18 protein-coding genes are annotated in these 23,329 nt (G+C 46.9%); 12 read left to right on the top strand and 6 right to left on the bottom strand.

What is annotated here, in order from left to right; genetic code table 11:
• Positions 1 to 38: 38 nt before the first annotated feature.
• The 3 genes from L5M29_RS10975 to L5M29_RS10965 all read left to right on the top strand — a co-directional run bounded on the left by L5M29_RS10975 (position 39) and on the right by L5M29_RS10965 (position 1,950).
• Complete coding sequence (locus L5M29_RS10975) at positions 39 to 434, top strand: DUF2391 family protein (protein ID WP_105250257.1); 396 nt, start codon at positions 39 to 41, stop codon at positions 432 to 434.
• A gap of 159 nt (positions 435 to 593) precedes the next feature.
• Positions 594 to 824: a hypothetical protein gene (locus L5M29_RS10970; protein WP_113939132.1), complete on the top strand. Its 231-nt coding sequence runs from the start codon at positions 594 to 596 to the stop codon at positions 822 to 824.
• A 424-nt stretch (positions 825 to 1,248) separates the two neighbouring features.
• Complete coding sequence (locus L5M29_RS10965) at positions 1,249 to 1,950, top strand: DUF3581 domain-containing protein (protein ID WP_131525486.1); 702 nt, start codon at positions 1,249 to 1,251, stop codon at positions 1,948 to 1,950.
• Between the two features lie 83 nt (positions 1,951 to 2,033).
• Here L5M29_RS10965 and L5M29_RS23750 read toward each other — a convergent pair whose 3' ends face one another.
• The 4 genes from L5M29_RS23750 to dsrO all read right to left on the bottom strand — a co-directional run bounded on the left by L5M29_RS23750 (position 2,034) and on the right by dsrO (position 8,639).
• Entirely contained in the window at positions 2,034 to 3,338 is a 1,305-nt protein-coding gene (locus L5M29_RS23750; RefSeq protein ID WP_317633252.1) for a PAS domain-containing methyl-accepting chemotaxis protein, read from the bottom strand.
• 303 nt (positions 3,339 to 3,641) lie between these two features.
• Positions 3,642 to 6,749 (bottom strand): tetrathionate reductase subunit A, encoded by a 3,108-nt coding sequence (locus L5M29_RS10950; protein WP_263167829.1) that lies wholly within the window; start codon positions 6,747 to 6,749, stop codon positions 3,642 to 3,644.
• Between the two features lie 35 nt (positions 6,750 to 6,784).
• Positions 6,785 to 7,867, bottom strand: coding sequence for an NrfD/PsrC family molybdoenzyme membrane anchor subunit (gene nrfD / locus L5M29_RS10945; protein WP_263167827.1), 1,083 nt, complete (start codon positions 7,865 to 7,867; stop codon positions 6,785 to 6,787).
• The gene (dsrO, locus tag L5M29_RS10940) at positions 7,857 to 8,639 is read right to left on the bottom strand and encodes a sulfate reduction electron transfer complex DsrMKJOP subunit DsrO (RefSeq protein ID WP_263145559.1); all 783 of its coding nucleotides are present in this window, start codon (positions 8,637 to 8,639) and stop codon (positions 7,857 to 7,859) included. Before dsrO ends, nrfD begins: the two co-directional genes overlap by 11 nt.
• 281 nt (positions 8,640 to 8,920) lie before the next feature.
• On the opposite strand from dsrO, the gene L5M29_RS10935 reads away from it, so the two are divergent.
• From L5M29_RS10935 to L5M29_RS10905, 7 genes are all read left to right on the top strand, one after another.
• Complete coding sequence (locus L5M29_RS10935) at positions 8,921 to 10,939, top strand: sensor histidine kinase (RefSeq protein WP_263167825.1); 2,019 nt, start codon at positions 8,921 to 8,923, stop codon at positions 10,937 to 10,939.
• Positions 10,939 to 11,550, top strand: a complete 612-nt coding sequence (locus L5M29_RS10930; RefSeq protein ID WP_263167824.1) for a response regulator transcription factor — start codon at positions 10,939 to 10,941, stop codon at positions 11,548 to 11,550. Before L5M29_RS10935 ends, L5M29_RS10930 begins: the two co-directional genes overlap by 1 nt.
• A 368-nt stretch (positions 11,551 to 11,918) precedes the next feature.
• Entirely contained in the window at positions 11,919 to 15,593 is a 3,675-nt protein-coding gene (locus L5M29_RS10925) for an ATP-binding protein (protein WP_263167823.1), read from the top strand.
• Positions 15,593 to 16,246 (top strand): hypothetical protein, encoded by a 654-nt coding sequence (locus tag L5M29_RS10920; RefSeq protein ID WP_011790751.1) that lies wholly within the window; start codon positions 15,593 to 15,595, stop codon positions 16,244 to 16,246. Before L5M29_RS10925 ends, L5M29_RS10920 begins: the two co-directional genes overlap by 1 nt.
• 48 nt (positions 16,247 to 16,294) lie before the next feature.
• Positions 16,295 to 17,515 carry a phosphoenolpyruvate carboxylase gene (locus L5M29_RS10915; protein ID WP_131525493.1) on the top strand — a complete coding sequence of 407 codons (1,221 nt, stop codon included), beginning with the start codon at positions 16,295 to 16,297 and terminating at the stop codon, positions 17,513 to 17,515.
• Positions 17,503 to 18,375: a Wadjet anti-phage system protein JetD domain-containing protein gene (locus L5M29_RS10910; RefSeq protein WP_263167822.1), complete on the top strand. Its 873-nt coding sequence runs from the start codon at positions 17,503 to 17,505 to the stop codon at positions 18,373 to 18,375. Before L5M29_RS10915 ends, L5M29_RS10910 begins: the two co-directional genes overlap by 13 nt.
• Positions 18,376 to 18,776: 401 nt before the next feature.
• On the top strand, positions 18,777 to 20,021 hold the full coding sequence (locus L5M29_RS10905) for a dicarboxylate/amino acid:cation symporter (protein ID WP_263167821.1): 1,245 nt from the start codon (positions 18,777 to 18,779) through the stop codon (positions 20,019 to 20,021).
• Between the two features lie 82 nt (positions 20,022 to 20,103).
• Here L5M29_RS10905 and L5M29_RS10900 read toward each other — a convergent pair whose 3' ends face one another.
• A complete protein-coding gene (locus L5M29_RS10900; RefSeq protein WP_263167820.1) occupies positions 20,104 to 20,574 on the bottom strand; it encodes a hypothetical protein in 471 nt (156 codons plus the stop codon).
• Between the two features lie 451 nt (positions 20,575 to 21,025).
• A complete protein-coding gene (locus L5M29_RS10895) occupies positions 21,026 to 21,520 on the bottom strand; it encodes a TIGR00645 family protein (protein WP_263167819.1) in 495 nt (164 codons plus the stop codon).
• 398 nt (positions 21,521 to 21,918) lie between these two features.
• Here L5M29_RS10895 and L5M29_RS10890 point away from each other — a divergent pair, with 398 nt between their 5' ends.
• Both L5M29_RS10890 and L5M29_RS10885 read left to right on the top strand, forming a co-directional pair.
• A complete protein-coding gene (locus tag L5M29_RS10890; protein WP_263167818.1) occupies positions 21,919 to 22,488 on the top strand; it encodes a DUF7010 family protein in 570 nt (189 codons plus the stop codon).
• Between the two features lie 229 nt (positions 22,489 to 22,717).
• Positions 22,718 to 23,065, top strand: a complete 348-nt coding sequence (locus tag L5M29_RS10885; protein ID WP_105250242.1) for a BON domain-containing protein — start codon at positions 22,718 to 22,720, stop codon at positions 23,063 to 23,065.
• Positions 23,066 to 23,329 lie beyond the last annotated feature (264 nt).

The raw sequence follows: 23,329 nt of genomic DNA, 5'->3' as shown, positions 1-23,329 counted from the left end.
ACTAATCAAATAGATTGGAAGATTAGGGAGCGATCAGCATGAAATTTAGTTTTAACACTGAAGATGCGAGTCAAGTTTGCGTAGGGGCTTTTGCCCTTGCGGTCCCCGTTGCATTTTCTGAGGAAGCGTGGCATCTCGGTGAGACTTTACCTTTATTGAATATCGGTATGCTTTTTAGTTTATCGCTGCTCTTTCTTGGGGTATTCACCTATCACAGCGTGTTCCAACAGAATATTGCTTCCCGCGTTCCTGTGTTTATTTTTCGTATCGTGGTGGCGTATTTGCTCACTGCCCTCGTGGTTTTCCTCGTGCTGCTTTGCCTCGATAAAGTGCCCTTTTTTGAGGACCCACTAACCTCTATAAAACGGATCATAGTGATCACTATGCCAGCCTCTATGGGCGCTATTGTTGTGGATAGTTTTGATAAGGAATGACACTTTTTCGCTAAATCTCATGACTTTTGTCACTGGTTGATTGCGGTTGTCTTGCGCATACTTATTTCCATGTTCTGACTTTGACATTGATTAAGCGTCATAAGCAGACCTAAATGTTGAGCTTGATAACGATAACGCCAATAGATAAAGGAAATGACTATGAACACTGGTGCCCTCGCTTTACTTATCCCAATACTCGCAATTGTTGGCGGATATGTGGTCGCTATAATGAAAATTCGCAACAAACAAGGTGTGTCGACTCGTGAGCAAGTGGCAGAAAACCAAGCTTTTCAGACCGAGTTAGCCATCCTTCGTCAGCGTATCGAAGTGCTAGAGCAGTTAGCCACTGACGATGGTTTTCAGTTAAAGCGTGAATTTAAAAAGGTCTAACGATTTATTCCTTGGCTTATCGGTGGCTAGGCAATACTTACGTTTTAGATGTTATTTGTTCTGACAAGGTATTGCTCGCCAAACGATAAATGATGTTGAGTTATTCTAAATGAGTCACGAGTGATGAAAACGGTCTTATTTAGCTAACATTTCTGCGGCATTATCGGCTGTTATATGTCGCGTCATCACGCTATAAAGGCTCTATCTTGCATAAAATTCCGCCTAATATCTGCAGAATAAACCTGAAACGTCAACAGATCCTGATACCCCTGTCATTTGTTTGGCTTTACAAATGTGGGCAGGGTGTTACTTTGTACGCCTTACGTGGGTCAAGTCATCGGGTGAGTTTAATACCTAATTTAAGGTAGACTCGTGATAATTTTGTTATCCATCCCTGTATTGAGTTATTACAAATAGAGTTTATATGTTTCTAGCGCCTTATTTTTCTAAGCAAAATCAAGCTATTTCCGTTTCAGCACAACAAGCCAGTGACTTCGCGAAGAAAATTGCGCAGGACTTTAATCCTATCCACGATGTGGGGGCAAAACGCTTTTGCGTACCGGGAGATTTACTGTTTGCCCTAGTATTGACTCAATATGGTTTGAGCCAGAGCATGAAGTTTAGCTTTGCGGGTATGGTGGGTGATAGCGTCGAACTGCAATTCCCTGAACAAGTGAGCGAGAGTTTTTCGATTCGCGATAGTCGTGAAAAAACCTATCTTAATGTCAGCCGTCATGGCGATGTGAGTTGTTGCGATGCGCAGACCGAATCCTTTATTCGTCAATATGTTGCTTTCTCTGGGCATAATTTTATCGATATTCTGATCCCTTTGATGAAACAACATCAAGTGATGATCAACCCAGAACGGCCTTTAGTGATTTACGAAAGTATGTCGTTTGACTTAACCACCCTCGATTTTGTACAAGTGACCTTATCACTCGTTGGCCAAGATTTAAAAATCGACGGTAAACGTGGCGATGTGACATTGCACTTTGAATTACACAGTGGCGACACTTTAGTTGGCACAGGTATAAAAACCTTAGTGATGAGCGGATTACGTGCTTACGATGAGGTTCTTGTACAGCAAATGCGCGCCACCTATGAAGGTCGTAAAACTGATTATTGATTGACGTAAAAGTAATAGGTTGGCGTTTTGTCTTTTAGATAAAGCGCCATGCAATCCTTGATAGCGCGATTAAATGCTAGCAATTAATTGTTATTGACTGATAGCTGCGACACGATTGCTGAGACGTTTTCCGCGCCGCTACGTATTTCTCTCATCACCAATGTTACCTCCGCTAACTGTTGTTTTCCTTCTAGTGCAATACCTTCAACTTCGTTCATCATGCTAGTTGCACTTGTGGTGAGTTGTGTATTTTTAGTGACGACGGCGGCAATCTCACTGGTTGATTTACTGGTTCTGGAAGCAAGCTGCCTTACTTCATCGGCGACAACGGCAAAACCTCGGCCTTGTTCCCCCGCTCGTGCGGCCTCAATTGCGGCATTTAATGCCAGTAAATTAGTTTGATCGGCAATCGAACTAATGGTTGCGACTATGGCTTGAATACTTTGAGATTGTTCATTGAGTTGAGTTATCGCCAAGGTCGCTTTATGGGTTTGCTCGGCAATAGCATTAGAGGTATTTACCGTCGCATTGAGTAAATGTACGCCTTGTTCTGCTTGCTCGACGGTACGTTGTGACGTGGTCAGTGCAATATTGGCGGCTTCACGTACAGCGTGGCTTTGCTCGATCCGCTTGCTGATATCGCTCGCAAATTTAATCACTTTAACCACTTTACCTTGCTCATCCATAATAGGATTGTATGCCGCTTCTAACCAAATCGAATCGCCATAAGCATTTTTGCGTTCAAAGAGACCGCTGCTATATCGACCTTGCTTTAGATCGTCCCAAAAGTGTGGATTTTGTCGATAAAACTCATCAAAACAGAAAATACGATGGTGTTTACCAATAATCTGCTCTTTGCTAAAGCCCATTGTCTTTAAGAAGTTAGTATTGGCTTTCAAAATCGTGCCATCGGTAGTGAATTCAATAATGGCTTGCGAGCGATTCAAGGCATTAAAAATGGCCGCTTGGTCGTCAAGTTGGTGCTTATCTTGGGTGATATCAGCGGCTGTTTTCATTATTTTAACGACTTTACCTGCCTGTTTTATGGGGAAGTAAGTGGCTCTAAGCCAGATCTCTTGGCCATTTTTATTCACTCGTGCAAAATTGCCTTCCTGTGGATGACCTGCTTTTAGATTGCTCCAAAATTGCTGGTAGGTAGCAGAATTACCATAAGCCGCTGAGCAAAATAGTTTGTGATGTTGGCCTACGACTTCATTAAGTGAATAACCTACCGTTTTTAAAAACAACGCATTAGCATCGAGAATTATTCCATCAGGCGTAAATTCTACTGTGGCAATACTGTGCTTAATCGAGTCGATGATCGACTCCGCCTCTTGGCGTTTACTTTCGCTCACTTCTAGGCTTTTACGTAATGAAGAGTTGAACACTGAGATACTCCTGATGAGTCTAACTGACTCAAAAACTGCAGTTCTTTATTGAAAGCTCGATATTTCGAGCTAGATATACTGATAAATATAGCTGTGATTTTAATATGTGGTTTATTTCTATGAAACGCGTGATCCGGATCTATATACCTAAATTGAGTAAAAAAGATCACTATTCCTCGGTTTATTCGCGAATAGGCATAGCTAGAAAGCATTAATGATGCGATTAGACTTAATCAGATTGAATTAAGGCCATAGAAAAAGCTGCCAAAGGGCAGCTTCTTAAGTGTCATCTATGCTCGGCGGTTAGCTTAGTTTTTCAATCTTAGCTGGTAGCCCTTGTCTGGCCGAAGCGCCACTTGCCCAATCCACCAGCGGGTAGCGGCCGTGGCGACTCGGATCAAACAGATTCAAGTCGTTCATATTGATGCCGACTCGGATCAGCGGATTGGCGGCGATTTTAAGGTTGTCGATCACTACGTCCCGCGCGCCGAGTTCCTTATGGCCATAACCGTGTTCGATAGCGATGCAGTCAGGGTGCACTCCGGCAACACATTCCACTAAGGCAATCACGCTGCCGTTGGGCGTGCTGATCTTGACCGTGTCACCTGTGCTGATCCCAAGGCGACTGGCGGTCTTCTCGTTCAGTCGCACTGGATTATTAGGATGCACTTGGCGCAAACGATCCGAGCCAATACTCATAGAGCTCATGGTGTGGGATTTGTAACTACTGATCAGCAAAGGCCATTGTGATTTATTAAACGCCTTATCGAGCGGTGTGCCATTGGCTAAGGCGGGTTGATATAAGCGCGGACAGCCACTCATAAATTCCCCTGTGAGACTGTTACGGCGACTGCCCACTTCAGGATTCCACAGCATCATAGGTTTTGGCCAAACCTTGGTTGGATTACCCACTTCATCCCGTGCACCGCTCATATTCTCAAAGCGGCCGCCGCGGGCAAATAAGTAGCTGACTTTTTTGACTTCATCTGGCTTGAGTCTGGCGTTGAGCTCACTTTGGATACGACCCACACCGCTAAGATACATGTCCTCGGCATTGATATCGGCGACGGCTTGACCCAAATAGGCCACGTTGGCGGCACCATAGAGTGAGTAATCCGCTGCGCGCGTTAACGGATGTAAGCTGCCATCGGCGGCCTTAACGGCATTTTCGCCAAAGCCGGGTAGTGCGAGTTTTATTGCCACTTGGCTTAAGAAAGACTCCATGCACACCACATCACCACTGGCAATTTTTGTGACCCTTGGTTCGACAATCGGCCAGCGACCTGTCGTTTCCTTCGTCAGAGTCCCATGCCACGAAGGGCTCCAACCCCATGACTCGTAAGTTAATGTGTCGGGCACGATATAATCCGATAGCGCCGATGTTTCGTTAATAAAGCTGTCGATACTGATAAACAGTGGCAGTACTTTGGGATCTTTCAGTTGTTCACCAATGGCTTCACCTAGGCCCGCTTGACCATAAATCGGATTGCCCATGTGGTTAATCCATGCTTTGAGTCGATAGGGATAACCGTGCACCGCCGCCGTTAAATGTTCGCCAAGCAAGGGTGATGAAATCGGAAACCAAGGCTCCTTTGCAGGATAAGGCGATTCGCCCGCTTCGACTTTACGGCGATACTCTGAGGTTTTCTCGTAGGGGAATTTAGATCGCGATAGGAATACGCCCTTAGGCTCGACCATGCCGTCAAACTCCTGCAGATTATACCTTGGGCCTTTACCAAAGGCGGGAAAGGAACCGCCGGAAGCTAATGCGCCACCTTTTAAATTGATATTACCTATCATGGCGTTGAGCATCATGATTGCCCACGCGCTATAAAAACCATTAGCGCTCATTGTGCCGCCGTGGGAGATCACCGCAGCCTTAGTGCCATGGCTGGTAAATTTATCCGCGAGGGCGATAATTTGCGCCTCGCTGATATCGCACTCCTTGGCATAGTGTGCCATCTCGAAGCTCTGCGCCGCTTCGCTTAATAGCTGGAAGCTAGATTTAACCGCAATCATTCCCTTAGGTGTGTCGACGCTTTGGTCAACGTCGAGCTTAGCTTTCTGACTTTGGCTAGCCAAAACTATCTTGCCACTCGCGGCATCGACAACCAACTGCGAGTCTTGCTCGCCATAGGCTTTGCCGTCGAAAGGTAAGCCAAGATCGCTGGCAAAGAGATATTGGCCATATCTTGGATGGGTAGGTTCGCTGACGATCAAGAAACCTGCGTTACTGAAGCCACGGTAACCTAATGCTTTTGCGGCATCGACATTGGGCGCACTCAAAAAATCGGCGGCATAGCGCTGGTTATCGATAATCCAGCGCAACATGCCCATAGCGAGTGCCGAGTCGGTGGCGGGGCGGATCGGCAGCCAAGTGTTGTTGCCCGCACAAGGTTGATTCGAAGTATTGGGCAGCATGGGCGACACCACCACATAACTGAAATTGGTGTTATTCACACGCGCGTTAGCCAATTGTCTTGCTTGGCGTTTAAAGGGATTGCCCGATTGCTGCGGTGAAGTGCCGATAAAGAGTAAAAATTCGCTATGGTCCCAATCGGGTTTCAAGTGGGCGTATTTTTTCAAATCATCCAATAAAGCGCCTGCTCCGGCGCGGTAGGTAAATCCACAGTAAGCGCCGTGGTTGGCAAAGTTTCGGGTGCCAAAGCTGTTGAAGGTAAAACGTTTGATAATGGCATCGCGGCCTTCATCGGAGGCGTTTGAGACCAGTAACTGATTAGCTTTAGGGCCGTATTCTGGATTATTGGTATCGAGTGGCGTGGCGATATCACGAATCGCTCTTAAGCCTTCGACTTGCCCCTCACCAAATAAATCACCACCTTCGACGACTTCATTCAGCAATTGCTCAAAGTTAATGCTCTGCCATTGGCCGCTGCCGCGCTTACCCACGCGTTTAAGGCATTGGGTGACGCGATGTGGGCTATCTAATTGTTCTAGCATGGCATTACCGCGGGCGCAGGCGGTGGAACGTCCTTGCAGACCCTGTTCTTGAAAGGCGCTAAGCCCAACAAAGGCGGTTTTGATCGGCGTATCGAAATCGATATGTTCCCGCGATGACAACGGATGATAAGGATTACCGCTGATACGGATGATTTTATCGGTTTTTTGATCGATACGAGCGCGCACGCCGCATTTGGTCCAGCAACCTAAGCACATAGTATTGGCGATGCGTTGATCGTCATTGCTGATTAACTGGCCTGACTGTAAATCGACTTTGTATTCAGGTGCTAAGGAATTGCCATGCAGCGGATCTTGGGTTGGTTTTCCTGAGGTACCATTGACGACACCTTTACCTATTTGCGCTAATGTATGGCTATAACCCGCGGCAAATAATCCCACACCACCCGTTACAGCGGCCCCTTTGATAAAACGACGTTTACTCTTATCCATGATGGACTCCTTAATTCTGTAAACTAATTGGGTGCTCAGCGAGCAAGTTTTGCCGCAGGCGTGTGGCGAATAAGTTCGGAGACCAGCGCCATTAATGCTAACCAAAGGCCGAAGGTCCCAGCTATGCCTAATAGCCCTTCGGGTCCCCAAGGCAGTTGATAGAGATAAGTCCCCGCGCCGTATTTAGGATCGGTTTGCGCTTGAATTAGCACTATCCAGCGAAATCCCCACGCAAGGTGAATGGCCGTGAGGCTGACGATTAGCATTGCCATATTGGGTAAGTGACAAATGGCGAGCATCAGTGCCAGCAAGGCGAGTGTGACCAGTACCCAAATCGCAGCAAGTTGCCAGCTTGGGCTGGTTTCAAGCAATAATGCGGCTTCGGGGGCCGAGCCCTTATCGAATAACGCCCAGCCGATAAGGCATAGGGCGAACAGACCAAAGCTGGCTCTTACCCAGAGTAATAGGCTGTCTTGGGTGCGCTGTTGGTAGCCCTTTAATAGTCGATTCAGTACCACCAAAGTGCCGCAGGCGGCGAGCAGGGCACTCATTGCCATCAAAGGTGGCAGCCAATAGGTATGCCATAGTGGCCGCGCCTTAATGGCCATGGTTTCCATGCCAGTGTAGAGGGCGATACTGCAGGCACTCAGGGCCGTGAACAGTGCGATCGGCTTGATGAATTTGTCACTGTTCCAATCACCGAATCTCAATAATTGGCCTATTTTATTCACCCAATCTGAGTCTTGATTCGTGGTGTGCTTAGGCAGATATTGACGCAGTAGCAGCCAAGCAAACACTGCGCTGGTGCCCGAGAATACGGGTAGTAAAAAGGCGCCATACCACATCCAAGAATCAGGGCGAACTTGCGCATAAAAATGCCAAGCCCGCAGCGGTTGGTGTAAATCGGCGAGTAAGGCGATAGGGGCGACTATGCCTGCTGTTAACATTAAACAGGCGCAGAGCTTCAGCAATCTGTCATCGGGTTTGGGTTGGCTGAACAAATGTATTGTCGCTACCCATACGCTGGCGTAGGCGAGCCCCATCATAAAAAAGTATTGCACTGCCCAAGGTAGCCAAGTAATGGCGATATCTGGGGTAAAGATTTCTTTAATGACCATGGTGGATCTCCTCGCCAGTATCGGTAAGTAAGGTTCTAACGGGGGCTTGGCCGCTAATCTTGTCCTCAAAAGCGCTGCTCATGCCGATGTAGAACACCCGTGGCGCAGTGTTGGCCGTCGGTTTGAGCACCTTGATATCGGTTTTGTTGGCGGCGAGCAGTTGGCTTATCTGGCTGTTGGGATTATTTAGATCGCCAATCACACGGGCTTCTCCTACGCAGGTTTCGACACAGGCGGGCAGTAACCCTGCATCTAACCTGTGGGCGCAGAAGGTACATTTGTCGGCGGTATTGGTGTCGTGGTTGATAAAGCGCGCATCATAGGGGCAGGCTTGTACGCAATAGCCACAGCCAACACACCATTCATTATTGACGACCACTATGCCGTCCTTGCGCTGGAAGGTTGCGCCCGTAGGACAAACTGGGATGCAGGGTGGGTTTTCGCAGTGATTACAAAGTCTTGGTAGCATTAAAAACGCAGGCGGAGTGGTATCTTCCTGCTGCGAGACTTCATACTGCTGCACTGTGGTGCGAAATTGCCCGAGGGGCGGTTGATTCTCGATAGTGCAAGCGACGGTACAGGCTTGGCAGCCCACACAGCGGCGTAGATCGATCACCATACCGTAACGTTTACCCACTTGGTCTTCGCTGGCACTGTGCATTTGAGGGCTGCGCTTATCATCCTGTGCATACACTTGCACGACAGGGATGAGTGCGGCGCCAACACTGACGCTGGCCATTTTGCCGAGAAACTGACGTTTACTCTTGTCCATACAGATTTCCTTCACTACTTGCAGATGGCGAATAAACTGGCTCATAGACCTAGAGTTAAGGTTTATGGCGAGGTTTACAGGCATTCTGTAAAAGGGGAGGCGGCATAACTATAGTGGTTTTCCACATATCGGGTGTGGACTTGATCTAGCGCAACAAATATCCGTTAGAATAGCCTTCAAAATGCTAGGGTTTTATTTTTTGTTACTTGAGTTTGGCCTTTTCTTAGCTTGAGTTGGACTTGATTTTAGTGTGAGTGACTGGGGATAAAGGATTGCACTTCATGTTATTGAGGATGATGAAAACTGTGTTTCGCTTCGCTGTATCGGTCAAGTGGCCGTTATCGATTCTGAGCACTCCACATTCCGTGGCAATACCGAGGAAAAGGCCAAGGAACGCAGTGTTATTCCTATGCTTGCTGGCTTCAGTTAAGGTGTTTGCTGCGGAGCCACTGAATCAAAGTGCGCATTCGGGCTTAACTGACCCTGAGATTGTTGCTCAAGTTGCTATCGAAGAGCCCAGTTATCAAGTAGTCGATGTTGGCGTGTTAGCCATCCGCGGTTATAAGGCAACCATCAACCGCTGGCAACCTTTGATGGGGTGGCTCGAAACCCAAATTCCCAACAGTTACTTTAGGTTACACCCTCTTACCCTCGATGAGCTAGCTAAGGGCGTTGAAACCCAAGGGCTCGATTTTGTGATCACCAACCCAGGGCAATCCGTGTTGCTGGCGCGGCAATATTCCCTTACTTGGTTGGCGACCCTGCGCAGTCCGTTAAATAATGGCGCGGCAATGCAAGTGGGTTCGGCGCTGGTGGTGCGCGCCGATTCGCCCTATCAAACCTTAGCTGATCTCAAGGGGCGTCGGCTCGGGATCGTATCGAAAAATGCCTTTGGTGGTTACTTGACCTTAGTGTACGAAGCGCAGCTAAAGGGCATAGATTTGCCTCGCTTTGTGGGAGAGATCATTCCGCTGGGGTTCCCGCTAGATAACTTGATTTATCAGTTAGATGATCAAAAAAGTGGTGATGATGCGGCGAAAGATAATCGACTGGATGCGGCTGTGGTGCCTGTGTGTCAGCTTGAGCAGATGCAGGCAGAAGGGCTGATTAACATCGCCCATTATCGAGTGCTCGATAATCAAGCGCCTGCGGGATTTAATTGCCAAGTCTCGACCCACCTTTATCCCAACTGGTCTATGGCAAAGACCAATCGCGCTTCCCAGTCTCTGGCTAAAAGTGTGACTCAAGCTTTGCTGGCGCTGCCCGAAGATCATCTCGCCGCTAAGTCTGCCGATTCTGCGGGCTGGACCACGGCCGTGAGTCAGCTTGCGATCGATCAACTGCTTAAAGATCTCGATATGCATCCTTTGCAGGCACCATGGTGGCAAAGGGCGTGGCAGTGGATCAAGCTACATCAACAATGGGCTTGGCTTGTTTTGGGGATTTTGGTTTTACTCAATGTGTATCATTTTTGGCTTGAATACCACTTTAGTCGCCGCGGCCGTGAGTTGATTAACACTCAGCGTCAGCTCAATGAAAACCGTGCGTTACTGGAACATGCACAGCGTATTGCTATCGCGGGTGAGCTTGGCGCGAGTCTCTCCCATGAACTCAATCAACCTTTGGCGGCGATTGGCCATTATTGTCATGGCGCCGAAGTGCGATTACAGCGGGGGACTAGCCCTGAGGAGTTGCAATCTGTATTGGCGCTGATCCAGCAGGAAGTCACACGTGCCGACAATATTATCAGTCGCTTACGTAATTTATTGAAGAAGCGACCTGTGTCGAAACAGCCTTTGTATTTACATGAGTTGGTCAATGATACTGTGCCGCTGCTCGCCTATGAGTTTGAACAACATCAGATAAACCTTGCCGTCAATGTGAATGGTGAACCCTATTTACAGTCCCTCGATGAAGTTGGCATGCAGCAGTTGTTGCTTAACTTGCTGAAAAATGCCTTTGACGCCTGCGTTCAGCGGTTAGAGCTTGAATCCAGTGGCACCGAACAGAGCATCACGCAAAAGCCATACACACCTACGATCGATATCGATCTTCGCTATCAAGAATGTACGCTCTTGCTGACAGTCACAGATAATGGCACAGGGTTAACCGAAGAGACCAGTCTGCTGATGCAAGCATTTTATTCCACTAAATCAGAGGGGTTAGGTTTAGGCTTAGTGATTTGCCGTGATATTGCCGAGAGCCATGGTGGTACGTTTAGCTTAGAAAGTGCTATGGGTGGCGGTTGCCAAGCGCAGGTGGCTATACCGCGTAAATCTGAACCCAATGGAGCACAATAATGAGTCTTGCCTTACCTGTGTATTTAATCGATGACGATGACTCAGTGCGTCGTTCTTTGCGTTTTATGCTTGAAAGTTATGGCCTTAAGATCACCGACTTTGATAGTGCCGAAGCCTTTTTTACCACAGTTGACTTAACACTACCGGGTTGTGTGCTGGTCGATGTGCGTATGCCGGGTTTGAGTGGTCAGCAGTTGCATCTTGAATTAGTGGCAAAAAATAGTCCGCTAGCGGTGATTTATCTCACCGGCCATGGCGATGTGCCAATGGCGGTAGATGCGCTTAAATTAGGTGCGGTGGATTTTTTCCAAAAGCCCGCCGATGGCGCTAAGTTAGCCGAAGCGGTTGTCAAAGCGTTGGAACATACCAAGGCGCATCATCAAGACAATCAGTATCTTGAGACTTATCAAGCGCTCACGCCAAGGGAGCGGGAAATACTCAACCTGATTGCCCAAGGACTGAAGAACCAAGAGATCGCCGATAGTCTCTGTATTGCCATGCGCACGGTTGAGATCCACCGTGCCAATTTGATGAAAGGCATGCAAGTGGGATCGCTGGCGGAAATGATGCTGATCTACAGTCGGATTGCCGAACGCCTGCGTCTCGAATAAATCCGCTGGAATTTACCTTTTATCGCGCTAATTGCCGCTTTGTTAGCCGCCTATTTTGGTTAAGTTGTCGTATCATTGGCCGTTTGATTTGAGCCTAGCTATAGGGTTATGTTTTTGCTGAGCAATGGGCTGAGATGTGAGCTAAGGCATTAGTGCATCGCCGCTTAATTGCCAATACACTGTGATTGCCTTATTTTAGGGGCACTATTTTAGGCCACGATTTTTAACATCACTTTTTAGTCACTTTTTTAAAGTGTTTATTTACAGTGACGATTTTAATGTCAGTGGCCCTCTTGGATTGTTTTCTCTTATTTGTGTAGAAGCTTCTGCAGCTTAGATAAGACTCTCCTGTTTGCATAAGGAATGAAATGGCAAGCTTGATTCGTATTGTGCTGATTGATACGCACCTTCCGGGCGTGGTGGAACTCGCCCTTAATGGTCATACCAACATTTGTGGTACTAACGCCTCGGGTAAAACGACATTACAACGTCTAGTCCCTGTTTTTTATGGCGAATACCCAAGCCGAGTGGTGCCTTCGACCCGCGACAGTTTCGAGCGTTGGTATTTGCCACACGATTCAAGCTACATCATTTACGAATATCAAAAGGCCGATGGCTTACTGTACCAAGCCGTGCTGGCCTCTGCGGGCGATGGTAAGGGCGTTAACTATCGCTTTATCGCTAAAGGTTTTGAGCTAAGCGATTATATTAAATCGCAAAATGGCGACACTATTCTGTGCCACACCATGGCGGAATTAGGCCGTGATTTAAAACGTGCCGGCATCGCGACCACTAATTTGCTTAATACCCGTGAATATCGCGCCATTATTCAAAACGATCGCACCCTATTAAGCACGGGCAGTAACCGTAGTGAACTACGCGGTTATGCACGCCAATTTGCCCTGTGTGAGGGGGAGCATTCCCTGCGCCACATCGAAAAACTCGCTAAAGCGGTGCACTCCAAAGAAGGCAAGATGGAGACGGTCAAATCCATGATCGCCGCCATTTTAGAGGAAGATGGGGTTAATCCGCCCAGCTCACGTTTGAATCCGCAGCGCGTTGAAGCGTGGATCCGTGAAAGCCAACTTATCCAAGGCTTTGAAGTTATTCGTCCTGAGTTTGAGAAACTCGAGCAAGAATTTAACCAACTGCTCAGCGCCGAACTGCGTTTATCGAGTTTATCCCGCGGTTATCGCAACGATGAAACCTTAGAAGCCGATCGCCAAGATATTCAGCAAACCTTATCTAAAGAGCTGAATTTAAAGCTCAGATTGCTTGATGATGAATGGAAAGAGCAGCGCGATGAGCTCAATCTCGATTTATCAGCAGCTAAGGGCGATGTGGCAAAGTGCGAGTATGAGCTCGATGCTATTGAAGATCAGCACGCTGCCTTTTTAGATGCCAACATAGAGCAAGCCAAGGCCGATCTTGAGATGCTGCCAAACTGGCGCACTGATGTTGAAAACCTAAGTGAACGCCATAAGCTGCAAACCGAGAAGCACCAAGACATTGAGGCGGCGTACAATGCCCGTCGCAGTAAGATTGGCGAGCAGTTAAACCGCGAGCTTGAAGGCCTGCATAGCGACCAAGACAAGCAGCGTGAAGCCCGCGATAAACAACGTGAAGTGGCGCGCACCGATATTGACGCCCTAGAGCTGCAATGGCGCAACCAAATGGATGCGGGCAAGGCCAGCTTTAGCGAGCAGGAATACCAATTCAAACTCACTGCCGCGGAGCTTAAATTGCGTGTCGATGGCGTGACTTACACCGAAGAAGAAAAGCTAAGCCTAGCAATTTTCGACGAACGTATTCACCGCGCCGACGAAGAACAAGAAAGCTGCAATGCCAAGGTCGAACGCTTAAGCAGCGATGAGCGCAAGCTCAGAGCTAAACGCGATCAAGCCAACGAAGCCTTGCGTATCGCCACCTTAAGGGTGAATGAGCGTCAAACTGCGCTGGATGAACTGCACCATATGCTGTTCCCGCAATCCCACACCCTATTGGAGTTTCTGCGTAAAGAATCCCAAGGCTGGGAGCAAAGTTTAGGGAAAGTGATCGCACCTGAACTACTGCATCGCACTGATTTACATCCAAGCTTAGTGACTGAATCGAGCGAAGCTTTCTTTGGCGTGCATTTAGATCTTAAAGCGATCGATGTGCCTGAATATGCCGCCTCTGAACAAGAGCTGCGTATTCGGTTAAGCAAAGCCGAAGAAGCCCACACTAGTGCCCAAGAAATGCAGGCCGAGGCCGAATCTCAGCTGGTGGCCATTAATGGCGAGTTGGATAATCTTAGCCGTGAACTGACCTTTGCCCGCACGGCGTACAAAAATAGCCGTGACGATCTGCGTCGCCTATTTGATGAAAAGCGCAGCGAGCAAGAGAAAATCAACAAAGCATTGAGCGAGCGCAAAGCCCATGCGGGACAAAGACTGACTCAACTCGATGGTGAGCTAAAACAACTTAAACATCAGCACGAACTCTGGCTCGAAGATCAAAAAGAGCAAGCGCTAGAAGCGCGCATGGAAAAGAATGCCTATTGGCAGGAAGTCATCGGCGCGCTCGACAATCAACTCGGCCAAATTAAAGCGACCATTGAAGGGCGCCGTGAAAGTGCCAAAATCGAGCAGAAAGCCTGCGAGACTTGGTACAAAAACGAGCTTAAATCCCGTGGTGTGGATGAGGATAATATCCTCAAACTCAAGCAACAAATTCGTGATTTAGAAACCAAAATCAGCCGCGCCGAGCAGCGTCGCAGCGACGTACTGCGCTTCGACGATTGGTATCAACACACTTGGCTTGCGCGCAAACCTAAACTGCAAACTCAGCTTAGCGATGTGAAGCGCGCGGTATCGGAAATCGATCAACAGCTTAAGGCGAAAACTCAGGATGTTAAGGCCCGTCGTCAACAACTTGAAACTGAGCGTAAAGCGTCCGATGCGGCGCAGGTTGAAGCCTCTGAAAACTTAACTAAATTACGTGCCGTAATGCGTAAACTCGCCGAGCTTAAGTTGCCAACCAATAACGAAGAAGCCCAAGGCAGCCTAGGCGAGCGTCTGCGCCAAGGTGAAGATTTGCTGCTGAAACGCGATTACCTGATGGGTTCGGTGAAGCAATATGTAGAGCATTTCGACTCAGTGATCGCCAGCAAGTCAGGTTCGGGCCTTGCTGAAACCTGGGAGCGTGCCCGCGAAGAATCGAGCTTTATCAACGACAAAGGTATTCGCCTGCTGGATTACCGTAAGTTAGTGCCACAGCTTGAGCAATTGCTGAACGTGATAGTGCCGCAATCGATTACCGCGCTGCGTGAGCAGGGGCGGATTTTTGGTGTCGACTTAACCGCTTTCTACGATGTGTTAGCCGATATCGACCGCCGCATTGCCTCCCAAAGTGCGCGTATTACCCGCGAAGTGGGCGAAGAGTTATTCCTCGATGGCGTGTCTGAATCGGCTGTGCGTATTCGCTCGCGCATCAGTGAGTTAGAGTTCTGGCCTGAGCTTGAACAGTTCGTCAAAGCCTTTAAACATTGGAAAGCCGATGGCTTTAATGGCTTGCCCGATGAGGATTACACCAACAGCATGCGCCGCGCCTTAGACATTATCGGTCGCGCCGCATTAACGGGGGGCATCTCTAAGTTGCTGGAAATCGAGCTGCGCCTCAAAGAAGGTAACAGCGATTTGATTATCCGCACCGACAGACAGCTTAACGAATCCTCAAGTCACGGTATGGCGTATCTGATTTTGTGTAAGTTCTTGTTGGCATTCACGCGCTTGCTGCGTGGACGCGCCGATGTGACCATTCACTGGCCAATTGATGAGTTGGGCACTTTGCACCATACCAACGTGAAGAAGATTTTTGACGCCTGCGAAAATAACAATATTTGTGTGCTGGGCGCCTTCCCGAACCCTGAGTCTGAGGTGCTGAACTTGTTCGCCAACCGTTACATTATCAACAAACAAACTAAGAAGTTGCAGGTGGTAAAACCTAAGGTCAATCCAATTGCAGACATGTTGAATAAGCGTTTGTCGAAGGAGGCCATCTAATGAGTGATGCAACCCAAACCGTATTAGTTGGCACTGGTGCTTTGATTGAGCTGTTACTCAAGGGCGAGTTTATTTGCCGCACCACTAATGAAGAAGGCTGGCGCGCCCTTAAAAATAGCAGTACCCGCGAGCGGGTTGAAGCCTACTTAAACCAGATCAACCGTACCGTGGCGTCTGCCGCCGAAGGTGATGTGTTCTTCTGCGGTTATTTGCAGCTCGGCGATGCCGAACGTAAAGTGATTTCATCGCAGTTTAAAGATATCTGTCAGGCATTGATCCCGCTGGTGGAATGGTTGGTATTAGTGCAAGAAGCCAGTGGTCAAGATGCGCCGCTGAGCGAAGGTGCGCCCGTGCGTTTAACCGAGCTGCAAAGCCGCATCGAAGACACGCCGGCGTTTCGTGAGCAGTTAGCCAAACTCAGCCAATATCGTTTATTTGGCTCGACCAGTACCAACAGCGATGCGCAAATCAAATTAGTCTTCAAACGATTAGTCGAACTCGGCTATTTAGTGCGCCCCAATGCGGAGAAGCAAATCTATATCGCCACGGGCAAGCTGGATTATTTGTATGAAGTCATTCGGTTTATCGACGAAACTGAAGGTTTAAGCCTAGAAGCGCAGGCGGAAACAGCGACCCAGCGGGACTTAATCTAATGTTGGCACTGTTAAACCTAGGTAAAAGCTGTGACCAAGGAGGCCATGATGAGCAGTAACTTACATCAGGCTGGTGTGAAACTGCTCAAGCAGTTAGGTCGCCATGCTGACATTATTATGGATACCTATTTGGCGGGCTCTCTTAACGAGGATGCGCACGATCCAAGCGTGGTCGAAAAGCTTAAACAGGCAGGGATTTTATGGCGGCCAGAGCCAGATCAGGAGCTGCGGCTTAAGCGTTCTGTGCGTGCCTTACTCGAAGAAGGTTTAAGTGATGAGCGCAATCGTCAAATCGACTCTAATGTCGGTTCGGCCTTAGCGACCATTAAAACCTTGGCCGACCACTATAAAGAGGCGCGTCATAGCTCAGACTACAGCGCCGCCGAGGCCTATTTATCAGATTTAAGCGAACATGTTTATAGTTTCGCTGACAGTCTGCGTTATTCGATCCGTGTGCTCTGGGGCCGGATCAATAACGAGTTCGGTTACGTTGGTACGATCAACGCTAAGATCCGCGAAAACGAATTAGCCCAAAGCCAAGTGTCTGAATTGCTTAATGGCTTAGAGATGTTCCAGTTTAGTGAGCTAGGCGAAATCGCTGGCGATATCCGTGAACTGCGCAAGCTCTTAGTGACGACTTTGCAGGAAACCATGAGCGACTGCGCCCAGGAACTGAGCGTAGTGCAGGGGCGTTTACTCGAACTCTTAGGCCGCTTCAGACAAATCCGTGGGCGTACCCGTTTGCTCAAGGGCTGGTTGCTCTACACAGACTTGCATCCGGATTATCGGCCTGCGGACCATGTGTCCCACAAGGAAATCCCGAGTCTATTCAATCGCGCTGAAATCTTGCTCGCGCCTGCTGCGGTAGATGTGCATAACGCCAGCCAAGAACTGGAGTTGATGGGTATAGTCGCGCACATTAAAGCTATCAGCCGTCATCCCGTGATTGCGGCGGTTCGTGAGCATGATGTGTCCGTTTCTATCACCCAAAGTGAAGACTTTGATGTGCCGGATAATCCGCTTAAACAAGCGGTGGATGAGTATTTCGTCGATGTGATTGAGTCTGGCCTGCGTCAATCGGCGCTGGAGTATCTGGCGGATAAAGCGCTGCCTTGGGACGCCGAAAGCTGGATTTATCAAGTGATTGGTGGCTACGAAGGTCTGCCCGATGAACACAAAGCGTATTTTGAGCTTGAGCCATTGGGTGAACCGCATCCCATCTATAGCGGCAACTTTATTATTCGCGATGTTGAGTTATGGCTCGCCTAGGCCAGCAACAATTACAATTGTTGGAGAACGCTTTTATTAAGCGTTCTCCCAAGGTTAAGCTCACGGCTAACTGGCGTGCGATTCATCGCGAGTTAGAAGTGGGTGAGTTAGACGAGTCTGAAAAGTATCTGTGTTTTGCGCCCAAAGATTTCGAACTGCTAAGGCAAAGCGTGTTGGCGTTAATGGGGCTTGATTTAAGGCAGCTTGATTTTAATGTCGATCGCATGTCGATGTCCGCCAAAAGTCACGATGAAAAGCTCGCTAAGATCCGCCCTGAAGCCGAATACGTTTTGATGAAGTATCTGGGTTTTGAATCTTCACCAACTGGGATTTCAACACGCACATCACTGCGTATTCCTTTGGATGAAGCACAAAAGCATTGCCATGAACTCAATGTCGCAGCCATCCTAGTGATTGAAAACTTAGATGTATTTGATGTTATCCATCAAGCGCGTTTGCCACAGGATTTAACTCATGTGATGGTTATCTACCGAGGTAGCGGTCATCATTCCCCGATTGGCGTGCGGCATTTTTTGCAAGCGATGGCAGATAAATTACCGATCATTGCCTTTACCGACTTAGATCCCGCAGGGCTACAAATCGCCCATACCTTAATGGGTGTGACCCATTGCCTTGTGCCACAACTTGCGCTGACAGCACCTGCTGAGTTATTGGCAATAGCACAAATTAATTCTACTGATGATTTCGACAAGCAAGCGAAACAGGCTAAGTATTTGCAAAATGCCGAGTTAAAGCATTGGCAAAAATTAGCCGTTTGGCTAAATCAACACCGTATTAGTATTAAACAGCAACACCTGCTGGCTCACGGACTTGAACTAGTGTTAGTGCCATATATTTAGTTGTCATCCATTTCATCTCTCTGCTTTATTGTAATTGGCTGGTTTTAAATCCTGTTATAAATTTAAATTCAGTTATTAAGTCTGAGTTTTATCTGGCCATTGTTTCTTATATGTTTAATTTGATGTTATTTGGTTTTTATTTTGTTTGTTTATACTGATTTAAATATATTTTGTTAGTGCTTAAATATTGTGCTGATAAATTTTTTATGATTTAAAATCAGTTTATTACTGTTTTTCTGTGATGGTGTTAACTTAATTCAAGATGAAAAAATGAAATTTATTCATTGAATTAACGGCTAGCATGTTTCACTATCCCCGCCTGAGCCAAAAATGGATTGGCAATTGTGCTCATCATGGAAGATGAATAACAAATAAATGACCTTTCTGGGGAAATCACAAGCATGATGAAATCACTTTCGACGCGGATCTTTATTGGTCTGTTTGCCGGCCTTATTTTCGGCACAATAGTGCAATACTTCTTAAACGATATCGGTTTTTTCTCGGGTAATTTAGTCGAGCTTGCCGGTGGCGTTGGTACTATGTTCGTTAATATGATCATGATGCTGGTGGTGCCACTCGTGTTTGTGAGCATCGTTTGTGGTGTCTGTGAGCTGCAAGATCTCAAAAGTTTTGGCCGCTTGGGCGGTAAGACCTTCGGTTTTTATATCATCAATACTGTCGTCGCAATCGCGACCGCATTATTCGTGGTGCTGCTACTCGAACCCGGTAAAGGTGTAGATATGAGCAGTACGGATGGCGTAGCGATTACAGCAACTGAATTGCCAAGCCTGATGGCGCTGGTGATCGACATAGTCCCACGTAATCCTGTGACGGCTTTTATGTCGGGCAATATGCTACAAGTGATCTTTATGGCCTTGTTACTTGGCGGTGTGATTAAGTCCCTAGGGGAGCATGTTGCAGGTGCTGTCCAAGGTTTTCAAACAGCCAATAGAATCATGATGAAACTGATTTCTGTGGTGATGAGTCTTGCGCCCTATGGTGTATTTGCCTTGATGTTTAAACTCGGCGCGACCTTAGATGCAGGTGTGTTTATGAGTGTAGTTGAGTATATGGTGCTGATCCTCGCGCTGTTGCTACTGTGGATTTTTGTGGTTTATCCTATGGCAGTGGGGGTATTTACTCCTATTTCAGCCAAAACCTTCCGCGAGAAGACCCAAGAGCAAGTGCTGTTTTCACTCTCGACTGCAAGCTCAAATGCGACTATTCCTGTGACCATGCGTACTTTAACGGACAAGTTAGGCGTGAACCGTGCTGTTGCTGGTTTTGGCGTACCGCTGGGTGCAACCATGAACATGGGCGGTGTGGCGATTTATATCACTATTGCGATTTTCTTTGTTGCCAACGCCTTTGGCATGCCCATTACCTCTGAGCAATTGCCTTCGCTGTTATTTAGTGTCTTCCTATTATCTGTCGGTGCGGGTGGTGTGCCCGGTGGCGGCATGGTGATGATAGGTGTGTTAATCCATCAAATGGGTTTACCGATAGAAGCCTTTGCCATAGTGGCGGCCTTAGATCGGATTATTGATATGGTGCTGACATCCTGTAACGTGGTTGGTGATACTGCGGTGTTGACCATAGTGGATCAAACCGAGAAAGTGCATCAGCTTGAGTCGGCGAAGAGTTAATGTGCCATTAAGTCGTATTCTATAAAAACAAAAGCCACTGAAAACAGTGGCTTTTTTTATGAACTTATATAGGCCTAGGTGCCTATTGGACACAATCTTGTTTCAGCTTAGCAACTGCATCGGCAAAGCCTACGGCGACTATGTTTGAGCTAGTGTATTTACTTGATCTGAAGGAAATGGCTTCAAGGTGTAAGTTTGGAGATTGGATCGTACTTAAACTTTTCCACAGGTCTGAATTAGTTTTGTTCCCGCTGCTGAAATTCATCAGTGAGCCAGTGCCATGCAATTTCAGTTTAGTTTGTTCGCCACTGGTAATGATGAGTACGCTAGGATCCCCATAAAATGCAAAGGATTCCGACATAGTGACATTAATGCTAGGTTGTAGATCTCCAACGGAACAGGCCAAGGTTAATTTGAGATTTTTATCGATAAAATCGATGTTATGACTCTTCAGTGGTATTCCTTCTGCGTTTAGAGTTGAGGCCAAATCTTCCTTGGCATGGGCGTAGCCAATATGGCTGACGAGCATGAGAGCCAGTAACTGTGTTTTCACTTTACTACCTTGCGATTACAGGGATGTTTATTTGCAAATAGATGCATTGGTGACGAGTTTGTCAAAAAGGTGGCGATTATAGATTTTTTTGACACCTTTGGGTAAGTATTTTTAATAGATTTAAACCGTATGACTGATATCCAAATATTTAACACAACAAGTGAAAGAATAGATATTACAAATAGCTGTATTAGGATTTAAATAAGTACTGATTAATGAGTCAACAAGGTGAAAATAAAGTTAGGATGTGTGGGATCAGTCACGCGTTAAATAATGGGAATGATGTTCCTATTAAGCTTGCTTTACGGTTTAACTTTGTAAAAAGCCACTCAAAAGAGTGGCTTTTTAATTTAGCAGAAACGAATAAAACGTTATCTTCGATTAGGTTTTGCTCTCAAAACCATCCACAGCGTTAACACCGTGATCGCTCCACTTATAAGGCTTGAACTTGCTACTTACCAGTGCGAGTCATTTTATCCAGATAGCCCATGGCAAAGGCTGATAATACAAAGGTGATGTGTATTAACAGATACCACATGATTTTGTCGTTATCGATATTCTTCACATCCATAAAGATTTTCAGTAGGTGAATAGACGAAATCGCCACAATCGACGCCGCCACTTTGTTTTTCAGTGAGCCAGAATCTAATTTACCCAGCCAACTTAGCTTCTCACTGTCTTCGCCCACATCCAGCTGCGAGACGAAATTCTCATAGCCAGAAAACATCACCATCACAATCAGGCCGCCCACGAGGGTGATATCAATCAAGGACAGGGTCACCAGCACTAAATCCACTTCAGTCATCTCAAAAATGATCGGCAGAATATGGAAGATCTCTTGGAAGAATTTAATGCCTAAGCCCAATAAAACAAAGCTGAGTCCCAAATAAATTGGCGCCATAATCCAGCGCGATGCATACATTAATTTTTCAAATATTTGTTCCATAATCCATTAAACCCTTTATCTAAAATGCGGTAAAAAAATCGAGTCACTAATGATTAAAACAGTAACATAATGCACTTTATGCGCGCTATTACCCAATCACAATGGCGTGAGTTATATGCTGTTATTGTGTTTTTTTTGTAACCTCTGTGGTTATTTAAACCCTATGTTAGGTGTTAGTAGCGCCACATCGTTTAATTTGCACTGCCTTTGATATGTCTGAACGTCGCTTTTTTCAACCTAATACCAAGTAAATTCAGCCATGGATGATCATTTTTCTTGGCATTTTAGGGCTTTGATGAAGGAAGTGACATTTGTCATCCTAGATTGCTGACAACTCACACTGCCGTGATGGACATTTTACGCAGATACTTAAGTCATCTAAACAAGGAGGCTTAATCATGCAACATAAATCACTGGACCAACAATTAATCGAATACCGTCAACAACGTGCTTTAGCTATGCCTTTATCCGGCATGATTGTGTGGAGCTTACTGTTTATATTGAGCTTTGTATTACCTCCTTCGCAGTTGGTTATGGCTGTCTTTATCGGTACTGGTTCTATTATCTACCTTGCCATGGGTATTTCGCGGCTGACGGGCGAGAATATCTCGTTTAAGAAAAGCGCTGAGCGTAATTGGTTTGAGACGGTGTTTCTCGCTGCGATGGGGATGAGTTTTTTAACCTTTAGCATCAGTATTCCCTTTTTTATGGAAAATTATCTGGCTTTGCCTTTCGCCCTTGCGGTGCAAACAGGTTTAATGTGGTTAGTCCACGGTGTTTTAGCTGCGCAAAAGGTGGCCATAATGCATGCGATAGTGCGCACCTTAGCCTGTGTGGCAGCTTTCATGCTCTGGCCCGAGCTGAGCTTTCAAATTCAGCCTCTAATCGTGGTGTTTTGTTATGGTTTTTCAATTCCCGTGATGCAGCGCCGTTGGAAGATTCAGCAAAATCTGTGTGCTAGCAATTAGTGGGTTATTTTTGGGTTATTGTGTAGATTTTGGCTTTGCGGCCTAATGGCCGAGGTGAATCAAAGTCGTGGGGCTTCACACCTGACGCTTAATCAAGAGTCTAACAAGGTGATCTCGCCCCTAAATGCCACTAGATCGATTTGTATGTCTGCCAGCGCACAGAGCTCAAACTGGTGTTATTGCATTATGGTTATTACCCTGCACTTTTTGCAGTGTGAAGGAGCTTATAATGCAAACCATGAAACTTACGTTCGTTACCGCTGGTGTTGTACTCGTTGGTAGTTTGCTGCTTAACGGTTGTGATAGTGGCAATGTGAATACCCAAACAGGTACACCAGACTTAACTGTAACAACCGAGGATGGTACTGGTGATGATATTAAAATTGCCACAGCAGTTAATACTGCGTTGATCGCTGATCAGCAGCTACAAAATTTAGATATTCAGATAGAAACCCGCAAGGGCGATGTCACCATTTCCGGCAATGTAAATAGCCAAGCTCAGAAAGACCAAGCTGAACGGGTGACGGCTGCAACCTCTGGTGTGCACTCGGTAAATAATCGGTTGGAAGTAAAATAGCAATGTCAGTAAAGCCGCCTGTTTGATGTATTCAATTGACAGACGACAAACAGGAGCGGCAGCTCTTATCTGGCTTTAATTCACCGCTTATGCCACAAAATACCAATCCCCGCCAACCATGCTGCGGGGCGTTGGCCTTCTTGATTTATAAATGTGTGAGTCCAGCTATGGTCACTCACGCTGGCCTTGCGGCTGCTGTGGCTGATTTGTGCTTTGGAGTTTGTACCCGTCGTGACTTTCTTTGCGCCACATTTCGCACTTGCT

The sequence above is a fragment of the Shewanella sp. SM95 genome (assembly GCF_025653595.1).
Lineage (GTDB): Bacteria > Pseudomonadota > Gammaproteobacteria > Enterobacterales > Shewanellaceae > Shewanella > Shewanella oncorhynchi.
The sequence above is the reverse complement of the archived record's forward strand: the minus strand, read 5'-3'. Positions and strand labels throughout refer to the sequence as shown.

What these genes read in the sequence shown, in the direction of transcription:
- L5M29_RS10975 (WP_105250257.1), top strand. Translation starts at nt 39, where the DNA reads ATGAAATTTAGTTTTAACACTGAAGATGCGAGTCAAGTTTGCGTAGGG.
- L5M29_RS10970 (WP_113939132.1), top strand. Translation starts at nt 594, where the DNA reads ATGAACACTGGTGCCCTCGCTTTACTTATCCCAATACTCGCAATTGTT.
- L5M29_RS10965 (WP_131525486.1), top strand. Translation starts at nt 1,249, where the DNA reads ATGTTTCTAGCGCCTTATTTTTCTAAGCAAAATCAAGCTATTTCCGTT.
- L5M29_RS10950 (WP_263167829.1), bottom strand. Translation starts at nt 6,749, where the DNA reads ATGGATAAGAGTAAACGTCGTTTTATCAAAGGGGCCGCTGTAACGGGT.
- nrfD (WP_263167827.1), bottom strand. Translation starts at nt 7,867, where the DNA reads ATGGTCATTAAAGAAATCTTTACCCCAGATATCGCCATTACTTGGCTA.
- dsrO (WP_263145559.1), bottom strand. Translation starts at nt 8,639, where the DNA reads ATGGACAAGAGTAAACGTCAGTTTCTCGGCAAAATGGCCAGCGTCAGT.
- L5M29_RS10935 (WP_263167825.1), top strand. Translation starts at nt 8,921, where the DNA reads ATGTTATTGAGGATGATGAAAACTGTGTTTCGCTTCGCTGTATCGGTC.
- L5M29_RS10930 (WP_263167824.1), top strand. Translation starts at nt 10,939, where the DNA reads ATGAGTCTTGCCTTACCTGTGTATTTAATCGATGACGATGACTCAGTG.
- L5M29_RS10925 (WP_263167823.1), top strand. Translation starts at nt 11,919, where the DNA reads ATGGCAAGCTTGATTCGTATTGTGCTGATTGATACGCACCTTCCGGGC.
- L5M29_RS10920 (WP_011790751.1), top strand. Translation starts at nt 15,593, where the DNA reads ATGAGTGATGCAACCCAAACCGTATTAGTTGGCACTGGTGCTTTGATT.
- L5M29_RS10915 (WP_131525493.1), top strand. Translation starts at nt 16,295, where the DNA reads ATGAGCAGTAACTTACATCAGGCTGGTGTGAAACTGCTCAAGCAGTTA.
- L5M29_RS10910 (WP_263167822.1), top strand. Translation starts at nt 17,503, where the DNA reads ATGGCTCGCCTAGGCCAGCAACAATTACAATTGTTGGAGAACGCTTTT.
- L5M29_RS10905 (WP_263167821.1), top strand. Translation starts at nt 18,777, where the DNA reads ATGATGAAATCACTTTCGACGCGGATCTTTATTGGTCTGTTTGCCGGC.
- L5M29_RS10895 (WP_263167819.1), bottom strand. Translation starts at nt 21,520, where the DNA reads ATGGAACAAATATTTGAAAAATTAATGTATGCATCGCGCTGGATTATG.
- L5M29_RS10890 (WP_263167818.1), top strand. Translation starts at nt 21,919, where the DNA reads ATGCAACATAAATCACTGGACCAACAATTAATCGAATACCGTCAACAA.
- L5M29_RS10885 (WP_105250242.1), top strand. Translation starts at nt 22,718, where the DNA reads ATGCAAACCATGAAACTTACGTTCGTTACCGCTGGTGTTGTACTCGTT.